The organism is Bacillus sp. KICET-3 (assembly GCF_033261025.1).
GTDB classification, from domain to species: domain Bacteria; phylum Bacillota; class Bacilli; order Bacillales; family Bacillaceae; genus Bacillus; species Bacillus sonorensis.
In genome coordinates, this window is record NZ_CP137345.1 from 341,944 (window position 1) to 361,412 (window position 19,469).

General features: G+C 48.2%; 15 protein-coding genes. 7 read left to right on the forward strand and 8 right to left on the reverse strand.

Annotated elements, in window-relative coordinates; all coding sequences use genetic code 11:
- Positions 1 to 313: 313 nt before the first annotated feature.
- Positions 314 to 1,216 carry a LysR family transcriptional regulator gene (locus R5H20_RS01890; RefSeq protein ID WP_006640093.1) on the reverse strand — a complete coding sequence of 301 codons (903 nt, stop codon included), beginning with the start codon at positions 1,214 to 1,216 and terminating at the stop codon, positions 314 to 316.
- A gap of 118 nt (positions 1,217 to 1,334) precedes the next feature.
- On the opposite strand from R5H20_RS01890, the gene R5H20_RS01895 reads away from it, so the two are divergent.
- From R5H20_RS01895 to R5H20_RS01905, 3 genes are all read left to right on the forward strand, one after another.
- Positions 1,335 to 1,736, forward strand: a complete 402-nt coding sequence (locus tag R5H20_RS01895) for a tautomerase family protein (RefSeq protein ID WP_006640094.1) — start codon at positions 1,335 to 1,337, stop codon at positions 1,734 to 1,736.
- A gap of 1 nt (position 1,737) precedes the next feature.
- Positions 1,738 to 2,478 (forward strand): SDR family NAD(P)-dependent oxidoreductase, encoded by a 741-nt coding sequence (locus R5H20_RS01900; protein WP_006640095.1) that lies wholly within the window; start codon positions 1,738 to 1,740, stop codon positions 2,476 to 2,478.
- A 264-nt stretch (positions 2,479 to 2,742) separates the two neighbouring features.
- On the forward strand, positions 2,743 to 4,638 hold the full coding sequence (locus tag R5H20_RS01905; RefSeq protein WP_254726482.1) for a class I SAM-dependent methyltransferase: 1,896 nt from the start codon (positions 2,743 to 2,745) through the stop codon (positions 4,636 to 4,638).
- A gap of 37 nt (positions 4,639 to 4,675) precedes the next feature.
- Here the strand turns inward: R5H20_RS01905 and R5H20_RS01910 are convergent, their stop codons facing one another.
- Together R5H20_RS01910 and R5H20_RS01915 are read right to left on the reverse strand one after the other, a co-directional pair.
- The gene (locus tag R5H20_RS01910) at positions 4,676 to 5,749 is read right to left on the reverse strand and encodes a DUF5105 domain-containing protein (RefSeq protein ID WP_040348762.1); all 1,074 of its coding nucleotides are present in this window, start codon (positions 5,747 to 5,749) and stop codon (positions 4,676 to 4,678) included.
- 644 nt (positions 5,750 to 6,393) lie between these two features.
- Positions 6,394 to 7,794: a YfcC family protein gene (locus R5H20_RS01915; RefSeq protein ID WP_006640100.1), complete on the reverse strand. Its 1,401-nt coding sequence runs from the start codon at positions 7,792 to 7,794 to the stop codon at positions 6,394 to 6,396.
- 128 nt (positions 7,795 to 7,922) lie between these two features.
- Between R5H20_RS01915 and R5H20_RS01920 the strand changes: the two genes are divergently transcribed.
- Positions 7,923 to 9,089 carry a M20 family metallopeptidase gene (locus R5H20_RS01920; protein ID WP_006640101.1) on the forward strand — a complete coding sequence of 389 codons (1,167 nt, stop codon included), beginning with the start codon at positions 7,923 to 7,925 and terminating at the stop codon, positions 9,087 to 9,089.
- 185 nt (positions 9,090 to 9,274) lie between these two features.
- Positions 9,275 to 10,402 (forward strand): type II asparaginase, encoded by a 1,128-nt coding sequence (locus R5H20_RS01925; RefSeq protein ID WP_006640102.1) that lies wholly within the window; start codon positions 9,275 to 9,277, stop codon positions 10,400 to 10,402.
- A gap of 40 nt (positions 10,403 to 10,442) precedes the next feature.
- On the opposite strand, the gene R5H20_RS01930 is transcribed toward R5H20_RS01925, so the two are convergent.
- The gene (locus R5H20_RS01930; protein WP_006640103.1) at positions 10,443 to 10,895 is read right to left on the reverse strand and encodes a GNAT family N-acetyltransferase; all 453 of its coding nucleotides are present in this window, start codon (positions 10,893 to 10,895) and stop codon (positions 10,443 to 10,445) included.
- 112 nt (positions 10,896 to 11,007) lie between these two features.
- Between R5H20_RS01930 and R5H20_RS01935 the strand changes: the two genes are divergently transcribed.
- A complete protein-coding gene (locus tag R5H20_RS01935) occupies positions 11,008 to 12,516 on the forward strand; it encodes an amidase (protein ID WP_006640104.1) in 1,509 nt (502 codons plus the stop codon).
- Between the two features lie 35 nt (positions 12,517 to 12,551).
- On the opposite strand, the gene pepF is transcribed toward R5H20_RS01935, so the two are convergent.
- A complete protein-coding gene (gene pepF / locus R5H20_RS01940; RefSeq protein ID WP_006640105.1) occupies positions 12,552 to 14,372 on the reverse strand; it encodes an oligoendopeptidase F in 1,821 nt (606 codons plus the stop codon).
- Between the two features lie 125 nt (positions 14,373 to 14,497).
- Positions 14,498 to 14,767 (reverse strand): GlsB/YeaQ/YmgE family stress response membrane protein, encoded by a 270-nt coding sequence (locus R5H20_RS01945; RefSeq protein WP_006640106.1) that lies wholly within the window; start codon positions 14,765 to 14,767, stop codon positions 14,498 to 14,500.
- Between the two features lie 184 nt (positions 14,768 to 14,951).
- Between R5H20_RS01945 and R5H20_RS01950 the strand changes: the two genes are divergently transcribed.
- Positions 14,952 to 16,667, forward strand: coding sequence for a serine hydrolase (locus R5H20_RS01950; RefSeq protein WP_006640107.1), 1,716 nt, complete (start codon positions 14,952 to 14,954; stop codon positions 16,665 to 16,667).
- A 56-nt stretch (positions 16,668 to 16,723) separates the two neighbouring features.
- On the opposite strand, the gene R5H20_RS01955 is transcribed toward R5H20_RS01950, so the two are convergent.
- Entirely contained in the window at positions 16,724 to 18,052 is a 1,329-nt protein-coding gene (locus tag R5H20_RS01955) for a (Fe-S)-binding protein (protein WP_006640108.1), read from the reverse strand.
- Positions 18,049 to 19,461 (reverse strand): glycolate oxidase subunit GlcD, encoded by a 1,413-nt coding sequence (gene glcD / locus R5H20_RS01960; RefSeq protein ID WP_006640109.1) that lies wholly within the window; start codon positions 19,459 to 19,461, stop codon positions 18,049 to 18,051. Before glcD ends, R5H20_RS01955 begins: the two co-directional genes overlap by 4 nt.
- Positions 19,462 to 19,469: the final 8 nt, after the last annotated feature.

The window sequence follows — 19,469 nt, forward strand, 5'->3', positions numbered from 1 at the left end:
AAGGTTTTTTGCGTTTTCCCGTCTTGATGAAATCTTGATAAAAGCATCTTACAATATCAAACGACACCGCCGCTCCGAATCGGTGGAACATCAAAAACGGGGAGAGAAAAAGGCATGGGAAGCATCCTGTTGGAAACATGGAGGATAAAAGCAGGACATCCAACGGACATTAGGAATCGGTCTTACGTTTGCTCTGAATGTCGCAAAACTGCATCAAGGCGATCTGGCCATCAGGAATGCGGAAACGGGGGGCGGACAAGTGCACATGACGATTCCGCTAAATAAAGCGTAAGTTTGGGAAGGGCCTTCCGGATCAATTCGGAAGGTCCTTTCTTTGTCCTTGAAGTTTTTCCTTTAAACAATGATAGAGCTTGGCCGCCGCGTGTTTCAGAGGAAATGCCGACGTTTTGCAGATGATGCCGAAACTGATGGAGATCGGACTGTCGCTCAGGTCGCGGACTATTGTTCCGGAAGGGAGCGAGGAGGCAATGCTTTTTGGAACGAGGGCGATTCCGAGTCCTGCGGCTACATAGCTCTTCAATGCGGTCATGCTGCCGATTTCCATTGTGTTCATTTGGTTCCCGGGCAATTCCTGAAAGGCGATTTCGATTTTTTTCCGATAGGTACAGTTGTGAGCCGTGATGAGCAGGCGATGCTCTCTGAGATCCTTCAAGCTGACGCGCTCATATTCTGCCGCAGGGTGTCCTTCGGGCATGAGCACTGTCAGCTCTTCCGCAAAAAGCGGTTCAAAATAAAGGTCTGTTCCGATTGCCGGCGTCGAGCAGATGGCGAGGTCGAGCTCCCCTTGCAAAAGCCGTTCGGCGAGCGGCGCCGAGTTTCCGATTTCGACGGATATCCGGATCTTTGGATGTTCTGCTAAAAATTCTCCCAAAATTTCGGGCAATCGGCGGCTTGCGATTGGTTCTAAGGCCCCTAAGCGAATATTTCCGGCTTCGCCGAGCAGGAGGTCCGACATATTGTTTTGCAGGTGTTCGATATCTTTGACAATATGTTTGCTTTGTTCATAAAACAGTCTTCCGGCTTCGGTCAGCCTGAATGTTTTTCCCCTTTCCAGCAGGCGGATTCCAAGGTCTGCTTCAAGTTTTTGAATTTGCATCGTGACGGTGGACTGCGCATAATTCAGCTCTTCCGCCGCACGATTGAAGCTTTTGCAAGTTACGATTTTATGAAACGTCTTTACTGCTTTCAGATCCATGTTCAAATCCCTCCGATATGAGGTTCAATAAAATTGAACAAATCGTTCAAATGATTCAATTATACTAAACCACAAAAGCAATATATACTATAAATCAAACAAAAGGAGGGATGATCACATGCCGTATGTCCGAATTGATCTTCTGAAGGGCAGAACAAAGGAAGAGCTTCGAACGATCAGCCGCTCTGTTCATCAGGCGATGACAGAGACGATCGATGTGCCGGAAGACGACTACTTCCAAGTCATTACACAGCACGATGAAGAAGAATTTCTCTTCGATCCGGGCTATATGAACATCAATCGAACGAAAGATCTGATTTATATTCAAATCACAATGAAACAAAGGCGGACCCAAGAAAAAACAGCATTGTATCGACGCATCGCAGAACGCCTGCACCGCGGGTCAGGCGTTCGAATGGAGGACGTCATGATCATTGTGACCGAGAATACGGAAGAAAACTGGTCGTTTGGAAATGGCATAGCACAGCTTGCATCAACAACTGGAGAAGGGGCGGAGTAAAATGGACATTCAACATAAAGCGGCTCTCGTAACAGGGGGAGGCACCGGAATCGGACGGGCAGTATCGCTTGAATTGGCAAAGCGCGGGGCGGCGGTTGCGGTGAACTATTCACGTTCGGAAGCGGAAGCTGAGGAAACGGTGCGCATGATTCAGCAAACCGGAGGACGGGCAATCGCCATTAAAGCCGACGTTTCCCGGGCGAACGAAGTTGAGAACATGTTTGAAACAGCGGTACGGGAGTTCGGAACCGTCGATTTGCTTGTAAATAATGCGAGCATCACCCGGCACATTCCGCTTGACGACTTGGAGGCCGCGGACGATGAGGCCTGGGATGAGCTTTATGCCGTGAATGTCAAAGGGATGTTCTACTGTGCCAGGGCGGCTGCTCCTTTGATGAAGAAGAGCGGACGGGGTGCGATCGTGAACGTCGGCAGTATCGCCGGACTGACGGGTTCCGGGTCTTCACTTCCATATGCTGTATCTAAAGCGGCGGTGCACGGTCTGACGAAATCGTTGGCGCATGCGCTTGCTCCCGATATTACGGTTTCAAGTATCGCGCCCGGCGCGGTTGCGACGAGATGGTGGGAAGGCAAGGAAGACAAAATGAAGCAGCTCAGCCGTCATCTGCCTTTGGAGAGGATCGCAACCCCTGAAGATATCGCCAGCCTGATCTGCGCGGTTTTGGAGCAGGAGGCGGTTACAGGGCAGATCATAACGGCAGACTGCGGACAAACGTTATAAATATCCTTTTATCGTGTATTTTGTCCTATTTCTATATGATTCGATTTGCCTTATGATGGTTCATATACATATAGAAAAAGAGGGAAGGGTACATGAGACGTCTGCAATCTTTAGAGACAATCGAGAAGCTGAAAAATGGGGATCGGCATGTTTTGCGGCATGCGGAATGGCTAAGATACCTGTTTTTGACTGAGGAGTGAAATGTAAATTTGGAGCGTATTCCTTCACTGGAAAAAATGCCTTCAAATCTATGTTGAAAACACTTTGCGCATATTGGAGCAAGCCGATATCCCTGAGAAGGAACAAGATATCATTGAGGAAGTCCTTATTTGGAGTGAGACAGCAAAATGCGGACAGCCTCATAAAAGGCGGGAATGGCGTGAGAAAGGGTTTCAGCTGGCGATCCATAATATCGGCTCCGCCCAAATTTACGCCAATCGCAGCCGGACGTTTATGGCCGAACGGCAGGATACCGAGGAACTCATCTATCTGCTGATTGCAACGCATGGCCTCGTCGGTCAGTATATTCGCGGGGAGTCGAGATACCGGCAATTCGCGCCCCTGATGGATTGGATAGAGGCAGCCAATGCGGTTGACATCGATATCAAGCGGGTGCTGTACCAGCTGAATAAATGTATTATAGCAGGCGTATCGGCCGGGCTTTGGGAATCGGTCGAACAGGACGTCAAGCAGGTCGTGAAACAGATTTCCGAAGGTGAGCGCCAACAAGAATGGCCGTTTGCAGAAAGACTGAAAAAGCTGCGGCGGCAAGCCATTGAAATGGGGGAAGACAGCAGACTTTATGACCGGTATCTCAAGGAACATTCAGCAGAAGAAGAGCTCGTGCGTTTCTTTGGCAAGGCAGACTTTTGGTATGTGGAGTCTGCGCTTTCCTCCTTCAGCTTTGAAGAGTTTGTCAAAATCTTTTTGCTGATCCGGCGCTCTGTCAATCCTTTATCCGTCAGACACATCAGCTTCGAACCGCTGATGAGGGATATGTACCGAGATTATCAAGGTGTGCGGCATACGAATATCTATAAGAAACGGATTATTGAAGCCTATTTAAAAGAAGTATCGATCACAGATTTGCTTCATGACGGAGCAGCTGTTAATGAACATGTATCCCTGTCCGTTCAGCCGTTTGATGCGGCTTCGGAAATCATAGGAGTCACCTTTTCGTTTTCAAAGGCCGGGCTGAAGCTGATCGAGTTTTGTCAGGAAGCGGAGAAATCGCCGTTATATGAAAGGGCGATCGTTCTGCTTTACGACTTTTTTGAGTTTCGGAAAGATTCATTTGACCGCCTTCAAAATGAACAGGCCTATTTGACAGATATGAATGGCGCGGAAGACTATAAAAAGAAAATTGCCGAATATGCCGTCGGGAAGAACATGCTTGATATCGGCGCGGGCGGGGGCGTGATGCTGGATTTGCTGACGGAGCATCATCCTGAAGCGGAAGTCATCGGGATTGATCTGTCTGTCAATGTCATTGAAGAGCTTCAAAAAAGGAAGGTGCGGGAGCATAAACCATGGAAGGTCAAGCAGGCCGATGCTTTGGACCTGCCGGAGTACATTGAGAAAGAAAGCGTCGATACGATCGTGTTTTCATCGATTCTTCATGAATTGTTTTCCTACATTCCTTATGAAGGCAGAAAATTTAATCACAGAGTCATCGCCAAAGCCTTAACAAGTTCGTTTGACGTGCTGAGGCCTAAAGGCAGGATCATCATCAGGGACGGCATTATGACCGAGGATAAGGAGGAGGTGCGCCGGATCCGCTTTAAAGATCCAGATGGAATGGCTTTCTTGGGAAGATATGTCCGTGACTTTAAAGGACGGCAGATAGAGATTCTTGAGATCGAGAAGGATGCGGCTTTACTTTATGCCAATGATGCGATGGAATTTCTCTATACATACACATGGGGGGAAGAGGCGTATCCGCATGAAGTCCAGGAGCAGTTTGGCTATTTTACCCCTTCTGAGTTTCGGGCCTGTATTGAGAATGAACTGGGCGGCCGTGCGAATATCCTCGTTTTTGAGCATTATTTGCAAGAAGGGTATGAGGAGCATCTCTCTCCCAAAATTGAATTAACAGACGTGAATGGAGAAGAAGCTACTTTGCCTGACAGCACTTGTTTTATTGTCATTGAAAAACGATAGCAAAAAAAGCACCTAAAGAAAGGTGCTTTTTTTGCTGTTAGTTTTTAAAGAAGCTTGAGAAATAATCCTCGGTATCATAATCAGTAAGATCAAGCTGCCATTTGCCGTCTTTCGTCTTCTTCATCGTGACTTCAACGGTTTTATCATTTGAGGCGGTTTCCACTTTTTTGAGTTCTTCCGCCATGACATCGATGGTAGGGTTGATCAGTTCTTCCCGGGACATATAATTTTTCCCGCTGTCTTTCACGTATTCTTCCATTCTCTTTTGGACTCTTTTTTGCGTGTCTGAGCTGTCGATTGGTGTGATGGTTGCTTCGACTTTTGCTTCTTCGCTAGTCATCGTTTTTGTAACCGCTTTGACTTTCGCTTTATCTTGGTAGGCGTTTTGGATGGCGCTGATCAGTTTGTTCAGTTTCTTTTTATCGACATCTTCTTCATTATAGATGCCCATGGACTTGATAAGCGATTTTTGGCCGCCTTCAATATAATCGGTGACGATTTCCCGTTTGTTTTCGCCGGTCAATTTTTCGAAGTCCTCATTATCCTTGCCGAAGAGCGTAATGTCTGTATAAGCCAGCAAAGCTTTTGCCGGATCGTCAAGTTTTTTAGCAGACTCCAGCATGGCGCTGCTGCCGCCGTCTATTTCAAATTCAATCGGTTCGATTTTTTCGTCGCCATACGTTTCAGGCGCATATTCGAGCTGATACTTTTCCCCTTTTTCAACCTGGTAATACAGGTATCCGTCGACTGATTTATCAGAGTTTAGCGTTGCAGTCGTCAATCTTTCATTCTGAGCATCATAAATGTTCACATCAGTCACTTTAGAATCGCCATGATAAAGGTTGAACGATCTGCGGGTGACGGATAATGGCTCTTTTCCCGTGTTTTTTATGGACACTTTCACTTTTAAAATCAATTCACCATCAGCTAATTTTGTGGTTGAATCATCAGGGAGTGTATATTCTGTGCTGAGTATTTTGATCTCTGCGTTATCCGCTTTTTTTGCTTCGTCTTTGTCAGCGCTTGCACTTTTACTGCCTCCGCTACATGCGGCTGACAATACGGCTACAATCATCAAAAGCATCATCAAATATAACTTTTTGCTGCGCATGTCTGTCTCCTTTTTGTCTATTATTTTTTTCATTGTTGTCAAAATGAAAGGCTGGCTGCGTGTCATGAGAATGACTGAAGTCCCGGTCGTTCCATTTTGCGAAACAGTGAAAATTTGATTATAAATCTTCATTTTTCCTGAGTTTCTTTAAAAAAACAGAAACAACAGTACTCATTTTAAGGTTTAAAGGATCATTGTTGAATAGGTTATAAATACTAATTTTGGGCAATGTTTTGCAAGTTTAGGCATCACTGCAAAGATTTGTTGGTATAAATAGACTACACCAAAAGGATTACCTGAAGATGAAATTAATGGAAATTGAGGGGCGGTTTTCATGTGCTGAAATGAACAGAAATAGACTGAAAACTATGAGATCGCAGAGTGCAGAATCAAAAAAGAAGCATCGTTCCTATGAATTGGAAATTGGTGAATCAATAGTCCTGATTTCTGAGGGGCGCTTATTTGAGTGAAAAGTTCAGTAAAATAAAAAAGTTTGTCATGCGAATTGAGAATAATAGAGTGTAAAACTTCGGGGTGGAATTTTATAACATGTAAAGAAAACCGTTTGCCCGGAAAATCCTTGATGAACGACGAGCACCAAGAATTCTCGGGATAGCAGGCAAGTGAAAAGCCGTAAAGGCTTTTCACTTAATCCCGATCATCATCGCGATCACGATCGCCGCGGCGGCTATGATCAACCAGCCGGCGATCAGCTTCCAGACAAACTTGAGCCAGCGGTCATAAGGAATGCCGGCAATCGCCAGCGCAGCCATCAGCACGCCTGAAGTCGGGATGATCGAATTGGTAATCCCGTCCCCATACTGAAAGGCAAACACCGCAATCTGGCGTTCAAATCCCAATAAATCCGCCAGCGGAGCCATCAAAGGCATTGTTGTGGCCGCCTGCCCGCTTCCTGAAGGAATAAACGTATTGATGATCACTTGGACGGCGTACATGCCGAGGGCGCCGATTTCGTTTGGAAGGGAGCCGATTGCCGAAGCCAGACTGTTGATGATCGTATCAATGATCTGACCATCTTCCAATACGACGACAATCGCGCGGGCAAACCCGACGATGAGCGCTCCGTACGCGACCTGTTTCATGCCGTCGACAAAGGATTCGAATGTCTCATTGATGGTGAGTCCTCCGGCAAGGCCCGCAGCAAACCCGATGATGAGAAAGCCCGCCGACAGTTCACTTAAAAACCAGCCCCATCTAAATACACCGAAAATATTAATTGAAAAGCCTAAAACAACAATCAGAAGAACGAGGCCGTGCCGCCAATGGAAGGGCACAATCTGCTGCCCGGCGGCAATTTCTTCGTTCATACCTGCCGGAGTTCCGTGCAAAAGCCCTTTTTCCGGATGGGCTTTAACGTTTTTCGCGTACCTCATCACATAAAAAATCGCAAAACCGAGTATTAAAAAGTATACAAAAAGTCTGTAGCCGAACGCGCTGAAAAGGGGAACTTCTGCGATAGACTGAGCAATTCCGACGGTGAAAGGGTTCAGCATGCCGCCGGTAAAGCCGGCAGCAGCGCCGAGGGAGATCATCGCCATTCCTGTCAATGCATCATAGCCGAGTGCTCTTGCAACAGCGATGCCGACCGGAACGAAGATAATCGTCTCTTCAGACAACCCGATCGTTGCGCCGCCGAGAGAAAACACGGTCATGATCACGGGTATCAGCAGGGTGCCTCTTGTTTTCAGGCGCTGTACGAGCAGATTGACGCCGGCATTGATCATTCCGGTCTGATGGATGATGCCAAACGCCCCGCCGATCAAAAAGATGTAAAAAATAATATCGGCCGACTGGATCATTCCTTCCGGTACGGCTTTGAATAGATCGAAAATACCGACAGGACCGGCGTCTGTTTGACTGTAGCTTCCCTGAACGATTTCGGTGCGGCCGTCTTTTTCAATCCGTTTAAATTCACCTGAGGGAATCAAATAAGAGGCTAAAGCGGCAAGAATGATGATGAAAAAAATCAAAGCATACGTGTGGGGGAATCGGAATCCGGTTTTTTGAGAGGTATCATTGCTCATTGGGGTGCTCTCCTTTATAATGTATTATTATTCATAGTTATATATATTTAAACATTTTTAATAGATCAGCATCGGTTTGTCAACCCCCCGAAAGGTTTGGAACAGTAAAAAGAGAAAGGAGCACTACGATGAAAAATCAAATTGAAAAAGAAATTGAAAACGTGCGGCCGGATTTATGGCATATCAGCCAGTATATTGGCCATCATCCCGAACTGGGGCATGAAGAGTTCAAGGCTTCGAAGATCCTGTCAGAAGAGCTGAAAAAACACGGTTTTTTAGTAGAGATGGGCACGGCAGGCCTTCGGACGGCTTTTACTGCGGTGTATGACAGCGGCCATCCCGGTCCGGCCATCGGGTTTATGGCGGAATATGATGCGCTTCCCGACATCGGTCATGCCTGCGGCCACAACCTTATCGGCACGATGGCCGTCGGAGCCGCCATCGGACTCAGCAAAGTCATGACATCGTGCGGAGGCAAAGTGTATGTGTACGGAACGCCTGCCGAAGAAACAAAAGGCGGCAAAGTGACCATGGCCGAACAGGGGATCTTTGACCATCTTGACGCAGCCATGATGGTTCATCCTTACTGCCGGCACGAAAAAAGCGGAACATCTCTGGCGATGGATGCGATTCAATTTGAATTTTTCGGAAAGGCCTCACATGCCGCAGGCGCGCCGCATGAGGGGATCAACGCGCTTGATGCGGTGATTCAGACATTCAACGGCATTAATGCACTCAGACAGCATATCCTGCCTGATGCAAGGATTCACGGCATCATACCTGAAGGCGGAAAAGCGGCAAATGTCGTTCCGGATTATGCGGTCGCCCAATTCTATGTCAGAGGGGCAGAGCGCAGCTATGTCAATGAACTGCTCGAAAAAGTGAAAAACTGCGCCAAAGCGGCTGCTTTAGCGACGGGTGCCCGGCTTGAATGCTCTTTTTATGAGCTGTCATATGATGATTTGAAAACGAATGAAGCCTTATCAGATATCTTTACAAAAAACATGATCGAATTAGGGGTTGACCCGGATTCGATTCACGAAAAAGCCGATGGAGGAGGCTCGGTTGATATGGGGAATGTCAGCCAGGTTGTACCGTCCATCCACCCGTATGTGCAAATTTGCGATAAGCCATATGCATGCCATACACCGGAGTTCCGGGAGGCGGCCATGAGCAGTCAAGGGTTTGAAGGATTGATGCTGGGAGCCAAATCGATGGCGTTTACCGCCTATGACCTGATGACGAATGAGGAGCTCCTGAAAAAAGTCAAAGAAGAATTCCGTCTTTTAACATAATAGCGGCGAATGAAGAAAGGGGAAAACAAGGTTTTCTCCTTTTTGGCGTCTTAGAAAAGTACAGCAGAAAATCTGACGAAAATAAAGACTTAATATTGCGAAAATTTAAACTAGTATTAAAGGCAAGCAGAAAGAGAAAATACAACTGAATCAACTGACATATGGAGCGGGGAGAGATCAAAAAGATGTTGAAGAAGCGAATGCTGTTTATTGTTTTAGGATTGCTATTGATGATCACGGGCTGCGCCGGGGCCAATGAGCCTTTAAATGAGACCAGGGCTGAAGCGAAGGCGGAAAACGCTGCGGCCAAATCTGATCAAAAACAGAAAAATCTGCCTAACATCAGAATGTTGGCAACAGGCGGAACGATTGCCGGCGCTGATAAGTCTAAAACGTCGACAACCAATTATAAAGCGGGCGCAGTCGGGGTTGACGCCCTGATAGAAGCCGTACCCGAACTCCAGGATATTGCCAATATCAGCGGTGAACAAATCGCAAATATAGGAAGTCAAAACATGACCAATCAAACATTGCTGAAATTGAGCAAGCGCGCAGGGGAACTGCTGGCTTCAGACGATGTCGACGGAATCGTCGTGACACACGGCACAGATACGTTGGAAGAAACGGCTTACTTCTTGAACCTTGTCATCAAAAGCGATAAACCGCTCGTTATTGTCGGCTCGATGAGGCCCTCAACGGCAATCGGAGCTGACGGACCGTCCAATTTATACAATGCCGTAAAAGTGGCCGGGAGCAAGGAAGCCAAGGGCAAAGGAGCGCTGGTCGTCATGAACGACCGCATCGCTTCGGCACGGTATGTAACCAAAACCAATACAACAACGCCGGATACGTTCAAATCCGAGGAGATGGGCAATCTCGGCGTGATTGCAAATGACATTTATTTCTTTAATGATATCGCGAAAAAGCACACAAAGGAAACCGATTTCGATATTGCAAAAATCGCTCGGCTGCCGCAAGTCGATATTATTTACGGCTATCAAAGCGATGGTCGGTATTTGTTTGATGCAGCGGTGAAAGCCGGTGCAAAAGGCATCATTTATGCCGGCAGCGGAAACGGTTCCATTTCAGACGAGGCAAAGAAAGGCGCCGCCGCTGCCATGAAAAAAGGCCTGGCAGTCGTTCGTTCAAGCCGCACCAAAAACGGTGTTGTCACGCCAAATCCAGAGCTCGAAAAAGCGAAGCTGCTGGCCTCCAATTCGCTTAATCCGGAAAAGGCGCGAATATTGCTGATGCTTGCGCTGACCAAAACAAACGACCCCCAAAAAATCCAGACATACTTTAACGAATATTGATCAGACAGCAAAAAAAGCTGCCGGCTATCCGGCAGCTTTTTTATACATCCATCGACAGGCGGATCATATCAATGCAGGCGATTCCGTTTTCATAAATGGGTTCTGAATAATGCCGCTTAAAGAAATCTCGGTCCACCCCTGTAATTCTAAATCCGCATTTTTGATAGAGCGCCAGCTGAGAAATACTTGAATTGCCCGTGCCGATCTCGACCGTTTTGAAGCCTTGCGCTTTCGCGGTCCGGATGGCATGCCTGATTAATGTTTTTCCGATTCCATTGCCTTGCAGGTCTTCTTTCACTGCAAGATTGACCAGCTCAGCCGTCTCAGGCCTTGTCGGCAGCAGCACGTAAACACCGATGATCCGGCCGGCGGCTTCGGCTATATAACATTGGCCTCTTTTGATGTAGGCTTTCACCATTTTTTCCGAAGGGTCCGCCAACAGCAGCAAATCCATCGGCAGCGCGCTTTCTGAAGGAAGCTTTTTAATTTCCATTCCGCTTTCTCCTTTTCTTTTTAATGGTATCCAGATGCAGTTCAATCCATTGAAATCCTGCGGTTGCTCATGCACAATAGTAAACAGCGAACCGAAAAGAGGGGGAACTGGTATGAACATATCTGAATATATGGCGCATGACGCCGTCGCTCTATCTAAGCTTATCAAAAAAAAGGAAGTATCGGCGCTCGAATTGACTGATGCCGCCTTTTCGCGATTGGAAGAAGTAAACCCGGAGCTTAATGCTGTGATTCGGACGAGAAAAGAGAAAGTCCTTCAGGAAATTGGGGGAATTGACATCGAACGGCAGCCGTTTGCCGGTGTGCCGTTTGTTCTCAAGGATATTTCCCAGGCTGTAAAAGGAGAGCCGCTGACAGCGGGTGCAAAGCTTTTGCAAACCTATATTCCGAAGCAGGACTCAAATTGGGTCGCCAGAATGAGGGAAGCCGGCTTCTTGTTTATCGGCCATACGAATACGCCTGAATACGGACTGAAAAACATTTCTGAGCCTGAATTGTACGGTCCGACAAAAAATCCCTGGAACAAAGCATATTCGGCCGGAGGTTCAAGCGGTGGATCGGCAGCCGCGGTCGCTGCGGGAATCGTGCCTGTGGCAGGTGCGAGCGACGGGGGAGGCTCCATCAGGATTCCGGCTTCTTTTACAGGGCTTTTCGGATTGAAACCGACGAGGGGCAGAACGCCGGTAGGACCCGGAACGGGACGGCAGTGGCAGGGAGCGTCGATTGATTTTGTTCTTTCGCGAACGGTCAGGGACAGTGCCGCACTGCTTGATATTCTCCAGGTTATTCAGCCTGAAGCGGCTTTTCAGACGCCTTTATTCCCGGGACGATATGTCGAAGATATGAAAGAGGGGATGAATCGCTGCCTTAAGATCGCCTTTTCTGTAGAATCCCCAGTCGGGACGCCAGTCAGTGATGAGGCGAAACACGCTGTCCATAAAACGGTTAAATGGCTTGAAGCACAGGGGCATCATATTGAGGAGCAAACCCATGACGTCGATGGGCTCCGCTTAATGGAAAATTATTATTTGATGAACTGCGGAGAAATTTCCGCTATGATCGCAGGAATGGAAAAAACGCTCGGGAGGCCGATCACGGCAGAGGATGTTGAAATTGTCACATGGGTGCTCAATGAAGCCGGGAAAAAAGTGACAGCGGCGGAGTTTACAGCAAGTCTCGCTTCTTGGGATAAAGCGGCCGCACAAATGGCGGCATTCCACAAAACGTTTGATATGTACGTTACACCTGCTGCGGCTTTTCAGGCTCCAAAGATCGGCGAGCTGACCCATACCCAAAAAGAAGCCGAAGAGCTGATGAAAGTGAGCGGAATGGAAAAAGACGAGCAGCAGGCCCTTGTATATGACATGTTTTTGAAGAGCCTCACTTATACACCGTTCACACAGCTTGCAAACTTGACAGGACAGCCGGCGATGAGCGTACCGGTCCATCTTACAAAAGACGGGCTTCCGCTCGGCGTCCAGTTTACAGCGCCAAAGGGCAAGGAGCATTGGCTGCTTCGAATGGCCTATAGCTTGGAGCAGTCTGACCTGTGGGTTGGCATGAAAGGGAATCCGATGCTTGCTTCGGAAGGCTCAATGTAACGGAAGAAAAAAGAACGGCCGTCAAGCGGCCGTGCTTATTTTTTTTCGTATAACGTCTCAAGCTCATCGACCAACGTTCCGACATATGCGACGGCCTGGCGGATCGGCGCGTCTGTCGACATATCGATTCCGGCATGTTTTAAGAGGGCAAGCGGCTTCATCGTTCCGCCCGCTTTGAGGACGTCCAGCCACCTGTCCACAGCCGGCTGGCCTTCATGCTTGATCATTTGCGAGATAAGTGTTGAAGCCGTCAGCCCGGCTGAGTAGGTGTAGGGATATAACCCCATGTAATAATGGGGCTGGCGCATCCATGTCAGACTTGCTCCTTCATCAAGCTCCACCGCGTCACCCCAGAATTCGGACAGCACCTGCTTTGTTTGGTCTGACAGAACAGATGCGGTCAGAGCGGCTCCCTGTTCAGCCAAATGATAGACTCTCCGCTGGTACTCCCCCTCAAGGAGGTGGGTGACGAAATTATGATAATAGGTTCCCAGCAGTTGATTAATGACCCAGCGCTTCATGTTCGGATCGTTTGTTTGGGAGAACAGGTGCTGGGCGAGCAGCATTTCGTTCATAGTAGAAGGCGCCTCAATAAAATATAATGACGGACGGACATTCATGATTCTTTGATGTTTGTTCGCAAAGTAAAAATGACCGGCATGACCGAGCTCATGTGCAAGGGTAAAGACATCCCTCATCGTATCTGTCCAGGTCATCAGGATGTATGGATGAACGCCGTACGGGCTTGAACAAAATGCGCCCGTTGATTTGCCGATATTGTCGGCCAAGTCGACCCATCTTTCGGTCAAGGCCGTTTCCATGACTTGCACATATTCAGGCCCCATCACTTTTAAAGCGTCAATGATCATGCGGGTCGCTTCTTCAAAAGTGGTTTTGGGATTAAAATCATGATCCAGCGGAGCCTGCAAATCGCAAAAACGCAGCTGCTCAAGGCCCAGCACCCGTTTTTTCAAGCTTGCATATTTTCGCATATGCGGGCGAAGCTCGGTTTTTATCACATCAAGCTGATTGTGATACATGTCGAGTGTGACATTTTGCGGCTGCAGAAGCATATGGGTGACTGATTCATATCCGCGCAACCGTGAGATGCCCACTTGCTTTTTGACCTCTGTTTCATATACGGCGGCTATTGTGTTTTGATACTGCTGCAATGTTTCGACAAAGGAATCAAAGGCTTTTCTGCGGATACTTGTGTCAGGAGAGAGCATATACTTCCCTTCATATAAAGCGAAGGAATTGGCCAGCTCATTTCCGTCCTGATCTTGAATCGGGGCAAACTGCATATCGGCTAGCTTCGCCATACCGAAAATTTTATAGGGAGCTTGATGCACTTCGCCTAGTGCGGCCAACGCTTCTTCCGTTTCGGATGAAAGCTTGTACGGTTTGCGCTCTGCCATCTCCGTCAGCATCTTTCGGAAGGGCTCAAGCCGAGCTTCGCTGTTTATGTATAATTCAATTGAAGTTTCGGGAAGATCGAGGATGTCTGATTGAATAAATGACAGGCTTGCATTCATTCTGGCCTGCAATGCGGCTATTCTTGAGGCATTCGCTTGGTTGATGGGATTTGTGACATCTTCGGTTTTTTTGAGGTGGGTATAGGTCATGGCACGGGTGAAACGCTCCATGAGCCTTTCCTGCTTAGTCAGGCACTCAACAAGAGTTCCCGCCCCTTCATGAAGTCTGCCTTTATAAACGGCGATTGCCAGAATATCCTGTTCAATCTGAAGCAGCTCGGCTTCCCATGCCTCATTTGAGGGGAACAAGTCCGTCAGGTTCCAAGTCAGTTCTTCCGGCACTTCTGAACGTTTCCATCTGTTTTCTGCCAATTTCTCCAAATGTATGTCCTCCTATTTCGAAAAATTTCGTGTTCCTAATTAATTATATAGGAGAAGGGGAGTGAATGAAATAAAGAAAAAACGACGGCTTCCGATGAAGCCGCCTTAAAAACAGACAGATCAGTTTATTGGGCGCCGCTGTTTCTGCCGCCTACACTTCTCATAATCAGGCTTACGATAAAAATCAGGATGATCGCCCCGATCAAAGCAGGGATGAGATTAAAGCCGCCGATCGTCGGACCCCACCGCCCCAAAATGACTGATCCTAGCCAAGAACCGATAAACCCGGCAATAATATTGCCGATGATTCCTCCGGGCACATCTTTTCTTATGATAAGACCCGCCAGCCAGCCTAATATGCCTCCAATGATTAAAGACCAAATAAAACCAAACATATGGATCAACTACCTCCTTTTCGATTGTAGACAATTTCTTCCTCATGGTTAGCTTCTGAAATCCTTGAAAAAATATACGAAAATATTCCGAGTACAGGAAATTGAAACCATTTGGCTGATCAGACGTATCACCTATAGGACAGACAGTAAGGTACAAGATTCCTGGAAAGAGAGGAAAAAATCGATGAAAAACCCTAAAACAGAATGGAAAGGCTTTCGCGATTTTGTTTTGCAACAAATGAACGAGTGGAAAGTGCCCGGTGCGGCGATCGCAGTGGTAGCCGAAGATGAAGTCATTATGGCAGAAGGCTTTGGGTTTAAGGACAAAGAACGGAAATGCAAAGTGAACCCTGAGACGGTATTTGCGATCGGGTCGGCGACAAAGGCATTTACGACCGCCGGGATGGCGCTTTTGGCCGATGAAGGAAAAATGGAGTGGGATCAGCCTGTCGGGGAGTATCTGCCGGAATTTAAGCTGTACGATCAGGTTGCGACCGAACGGCTGACTCCGCGGGATTTGGCATGCCACCGCTCAGGTCTGCCGAGACATGACATGATGTGGTACAATTCTCCTTTTTCAAGGGAAGAGCTGCTTCGCCGTCTTCGCTATTTGGAGCCGAATGAGGATTTTCGGGCGAAATGGCAATATCAGAATCTCATGTACATGACAGCCGGTTATCTTACTGGGAGAGTCGCCGGAACGACATGGGAAGAGTTTATTCAAGAGCGGCTGTTCAAGCCTTTACATATGAAGTCCAGCAATTTTTCGGTGGAAGACATGCAAAAGCTTTCCGACTATGCCATGCCATATCAGGAGAAAAACGGAGCTGTTGAACAAATTCCTTTTCGCAATATTGATGCCGTTGGACCTGCGGGTTCGATCAATTCCAATGTCGTGGATATGGCCAATTGGGTGAAGCTTCAGCTTGGCAGCAGCAAGTTCGCCGGGATTTTATCCGAGAGCAGCCTCAATGAGCTGCATACGCCATGCATTTCCTGTGATTCATTGTTCAAAGCGAAGGAACTGCCGGTTTGCAGCTACGGCCTCGGCTGGATGATCGAGCCTTACCGGGGGCATCACATGATTCATCACGGGGGAAATATCGATGGTTTTTCATCACTTGTATCTTTCATGCCCTACGAAAAAATCGGAGTTGTCATCTTAACCAATATGAATGGCAGTTTTCTGCCAAATGTTCTGACCTACAATATCTTTGACCGATTGCTTGGACTCGATGAAATCGACTGGAGCGGCAGATTGAAAGGGAAAGCTGAAAAAATTATGAAAGCCGCCTTAGGAGTGGACCGGAACGCAGATGTAAGCAAAATTGAAGGAACACATCCTTCCCATGCGTTAGATGATTATTCAGGGGTATATGAACATCCGGGCTACGGTGAACTGAAAATTGAGCTCGCTGACGGCGCATTGCAGGCGACATTCAATTCGTTTGCCATGCCTTTAAAACATTACCATTACGATACTTTTGAGATGGAATTGGCGCTTACCGGGGCGACAATGCTGACATCATTCACCGCGGATTCGCAGGGGCATATCAGCCGCTTCTCCGTACCGTTTGAAATGGCGGTGGGAGCAAAGGAAATCGAATTTGTCAGAAAGCCTGATCAGCAATTATACGATCCTGAATTTCTTGCTTTGCTGACTGGGAAATATGTGTTGGAGGACGGGACTGAGGCAGACGTTTCTCTCAGAGGAAACCGGACGCTTTGGTTGTCATTGCCGGAGCAGCCTGATTATGAGCTTGTCCCATACCGTGAGATGACATTTCTCATCAAGAATCTTCAGGGATTCAGCGTGCGGTTTGAAGCCGGGGATTCCGGACAGGTGAAAGGCCTGCGGTTTATTCAGCCAAACGGTGAGTTTCCAGCTGTCCGGAAATAGCGGCAAAGACATGTTTCGATTTATTTCCCGAGAAATATACACGGGCAGCGACAATGTTAATTCGTCTCTGTCATAGCCTCTAATAATAGGTCGGCGAGGTGGACGGCTCTGACTTGGTTTGCAAGGCCGGCCCGTTCAATCCCAAGCTGCATTTGCAGCAAACAGCCCGGGTTTGCGGTGACGATCGTTGCCGCCTCGGTTGCCTTTGCAGCTTCCATTTTAGAGTCGAGAATTTTCATCGACATGTCAGATTCGACAATATTGTAAATCCCGGCAGATCCGCAGCAGCTGTCTGCATGTTTCATTTCTTTGAATTCGATGCCTTTGATGCTGCGGAGCAGCCGCCTTGGTTCGGCCGCTGTTTTCATCACATTCCGCAAATGGCATGAGTCTTGATATGTCACGATCTGCCGCGGAAGCTCTAGCGATTTTTGTTCAAAATCAAGCTCAAGAAGGACGGAGGAAAAATCTCTCAGCTTTGCTGTGAAAGATTTGGCCCGTTCCCGCCAATCCGGGTCATCTTTGAGGAGGTGGCCGTATTCTTTTAAAAATGCCCCACATCCACCCGCGTTTGTCACGATATAGTCTGCGTCTGCATTCTCAAATGCCTGAATGTTTCGTTTGGCCAATTGGACGGCCAGCTCTTTCTCTCCGCTGTGCCCGTGCAGGGCGCCGCAGCAGGCCTGCGTCTCGGGAATGATGATCTCACATCCTGACAGCTGGAGGAGCTTAATGGTGGCCATGTTTGTGTCTAAAAACAAGGTATCCATCAGGCATCCCGAGAAAAAAGCGGCCCGTTTTTTGCGCCGGCCGATCGGCGGAAGGCGGTTCGGGCGGTTTTTCAGGCGCTTCAGATCCGGCACTTTGGGCAAAACGCTTTCCATTTTTGCGAGGTGATCGGGCAGCATCCGCAGGATTCCCGATTTTCGAACCGCTCTTTGCAAACCTGAACGCTGATAGATGCCAAGCATCCCGGTCAGCGCCCGAACGCGGTTTTGATGAGGAAAAAGCCCTTTGAATACAGCGCTGCGCAGCATCCTGACCGGAACAGGGTGTTTTTTATTTTGCTGAATGATGTCTCTCGCCTCTTCCAATAGGCGCCCGTAATTGACGCCTGAGGGGCAGACGGGTTCACATGCCCTGCAGCCGAGGCAAAGCTCAAGGGAACGTTCGACATCTTCGTCTGGTTCAATCACTCCATCGACGACGGCTTTCATTAAGGCGATGCGTCCGCGGGGAGAATGGCTTTCCTGAAAGCCTGATTCTATGTAAGTCGGGCAGGATGGCAGACAGAATCCGCAGCGCATGCAATTGAGCAGTTCTTCTTCATCCATCCGCTCTTTAAACCGCTCTTGGATGGCGCTTTTTTCTTTTGCTGTCGTCATCTTGTCATCACCACCCGTTTGCGGGAGTCTTTTGCGAAAACCTTGCCCGGATTCATAATGTTGTTCGGATCAAAAGCTTGCTTCACCGCTCTCATTGCCGCCACTCCGGCCTCGCCGAGCTTAAGCTCCAGGTAAGGTGCTTTCATTTCGCCGACTCCGTGTTCCCCGGTAATCGTGCCGCCCAGTTCGACTGCTTTTTTAAAAATGTCGGCAAATGCCTGTTCCACCCGTTCCATCTCTTCACTGTTCCGTACATCGGTCGTACATGTCGGGTGAAGATTTCCGTCTCCCGCATGGCCGAACGTACAAATGGTGAGTTGATATTTTTCGGCGATCCTGTTGATTGCTTTTACCATGTCGGCAATGGCCGAACGCGGGACTGTCGCATCCTCCAGGATGGTGGTCGGCTTAAGGCGGGCCAATGCGGAAAGCGCGGCGCGGCGGGCGTTGCGCAGATCTTCAGCTTCGGCTTCCGTCTGCGCTGTTTGGACGGACACGGCATTCCCTTTTTTGCAAATGTCTTCAATGATGCGGATATCCCGGTTGACTGCTTCTTCTGAGCCATCCTGTTCAATCAGAAGGACGGCTTTGGCGTGAACCGGAAGGCCGATCTTTGCATAGTCTTCAATGACCTGAAGCGTGGGCTGATCCAGAAATTCAAGTGTTGTCGGAATGATTTTTCGGGCGATGATGTTTGAGACTGATTTTGCTGCGGAATCGATATCTTGATAGAGGGCAAGGACGGTTTTCTTTGTTTCAGGAGCCGGAATTAATTTAAGAGTCGCTTCGGTGATGACGCCCAAGGTCCCTTCAGAGCCGACAAACAGGCGTGTCAGATCATAGCCGGCAACGTCTTTTGCGAGCTTTCCGCCGGTGCGGATGATGTCGCCGTTAGCCAGCACAATCTCCAGTGCCATTACATAGTCGCGGGTCACACCGTATTTCAGACCGCGCAGCCCCCCTGAGTTTTCATTGAGGTTTCCGCCGATGGTCGATATTTTCATCGAACTGGGATCAGGGGGATATAACAATCCTTTCTCTTCTGCGGCGCGAATGACATCAAGAGTAATCACACCGGGCTGAACGGTCATGGTCAGATTCTCTTCATCGATTTCGAGGATCTGGTTCATATGCTTGAACAAGAGGACAATACCGCCTTCGGTGGGGCATGTGCCTGCACAAAGATTGGTTCCGGAACCCCGCGGGACAACCGGAATGCGATGGGTGTTGCAAAGCTTCAGGATGCGCGACACTTCCTTTGTGCTGCGCGGTGCGACAACGGCATCCGGCATTGATTGAAATTGCGGAGTTGCATCATAGGAATAGACAAGTCGTCCGGCATTTGAATCATCATAGTTTTCCGGACCGACAATATCAATTAATCTGGATTTTACTTGTGCGGAAATCATTTATGATC

What these genes read in the sequence shown, in the direction of transcription:
- R5H20_RS01910 (WP_040348762.1), bottom strand. Translation starts at nt 5,749, where the DNA reads ATGCGCAGCAAAAAGTTATATTTGATGATGCTTTTGATGATTGTAGCC.
- R5H20_RS01945 (WP_006640106.1), bottom strand. Translation starts at nt 14,767, where the DNA reads ATGTTTGGTTTTATTTGGTCTTTAATCATTGGAGGCATATTAGGCTGG.
- R5H20_RS01930 (WP_006640103.1), bottom strand. Translation starts at nt 10,895, where the DNA reads ATGGAAATTAAAAAGCTTCCTTCAGAAAGCGCGCTGCCGATGGATTTG.
- R5H20_RS01935 (WP_006640104.1), top strand. Translation starts at nt 11,008, where the DNA reads ATGAACATATCTGAATATATGGCGCATGACGCCGTCGCTCTATCTAAG.
- R5H20_RS01955 (WP_006640108.1), bottom strand. Translation starts at nt 18,052, where the DNA reads ATGACGACAGCAAAAGAAAAAAGCGCCATCCAAGAGCGGTTTAAAGAG.
- glcD (WP_006640109.1), bottom strand. Translation starts at nt 19,461, where the DNA reads ATGATTTCCGCACAAGTAAAATCCAGATTAATTGATATTGTCGGTCCG.
- R5H20_RS01950 (WP_006640107.1), top strand. Translation starts at nt 14,952, where the DNA reads ATGAAAAACCCTAAAACAGAATGGAAAGGCTTTCGCGATTTTGTTTTG.
- R5H20_RS01895 (WP_006640094.1), top strand. Translation starts at nt 1,335, where the DNA reads ATGCCGTATGTCCGAATTGATCTTCTGAAGGGCAGAACAAAGGAAGAG.
- R5H20_RS01925 (WP_006640102.1), top strand. Translation starts at nt 9,275, where the DNA reads ATGTTGAAGAAGCGAATGCTGTTTATTGTTTTAGGATTGCTATTGATG.
- R5H20_RS01900 (WP_006640095.1), top strand. Translation starts at nt 1,738, where the DNA reads ATGGACATTCAACATAAAGCGGCTCTCGTAACAGGGGGAGGCACCGGA.
- R5H20_RS01920 (WP_006640101.1), top strand. Translation starts at nt 7,923, where the DNA reads ATGAAAAATCAAATTGAAAAAGAAATTGAAAACGTGCGGCCGGATTTA.
- R5H20_RS01890 (WP_006640093.1), bottom strand. Translation starts at nt 1,216, where the DNA reads ATGGATCTGAAAGCAGTAAAGACGTTTCATAAAATCGTAACTTGCAAA.
- R5H20_RS01915 (WP_006640100.1), bottom strand. Translation starts at nt 7,794, where the DNA reads ATGAGCAATGATACCTCTCAAAAAACCGGATTCCGATTCCCCCACACG.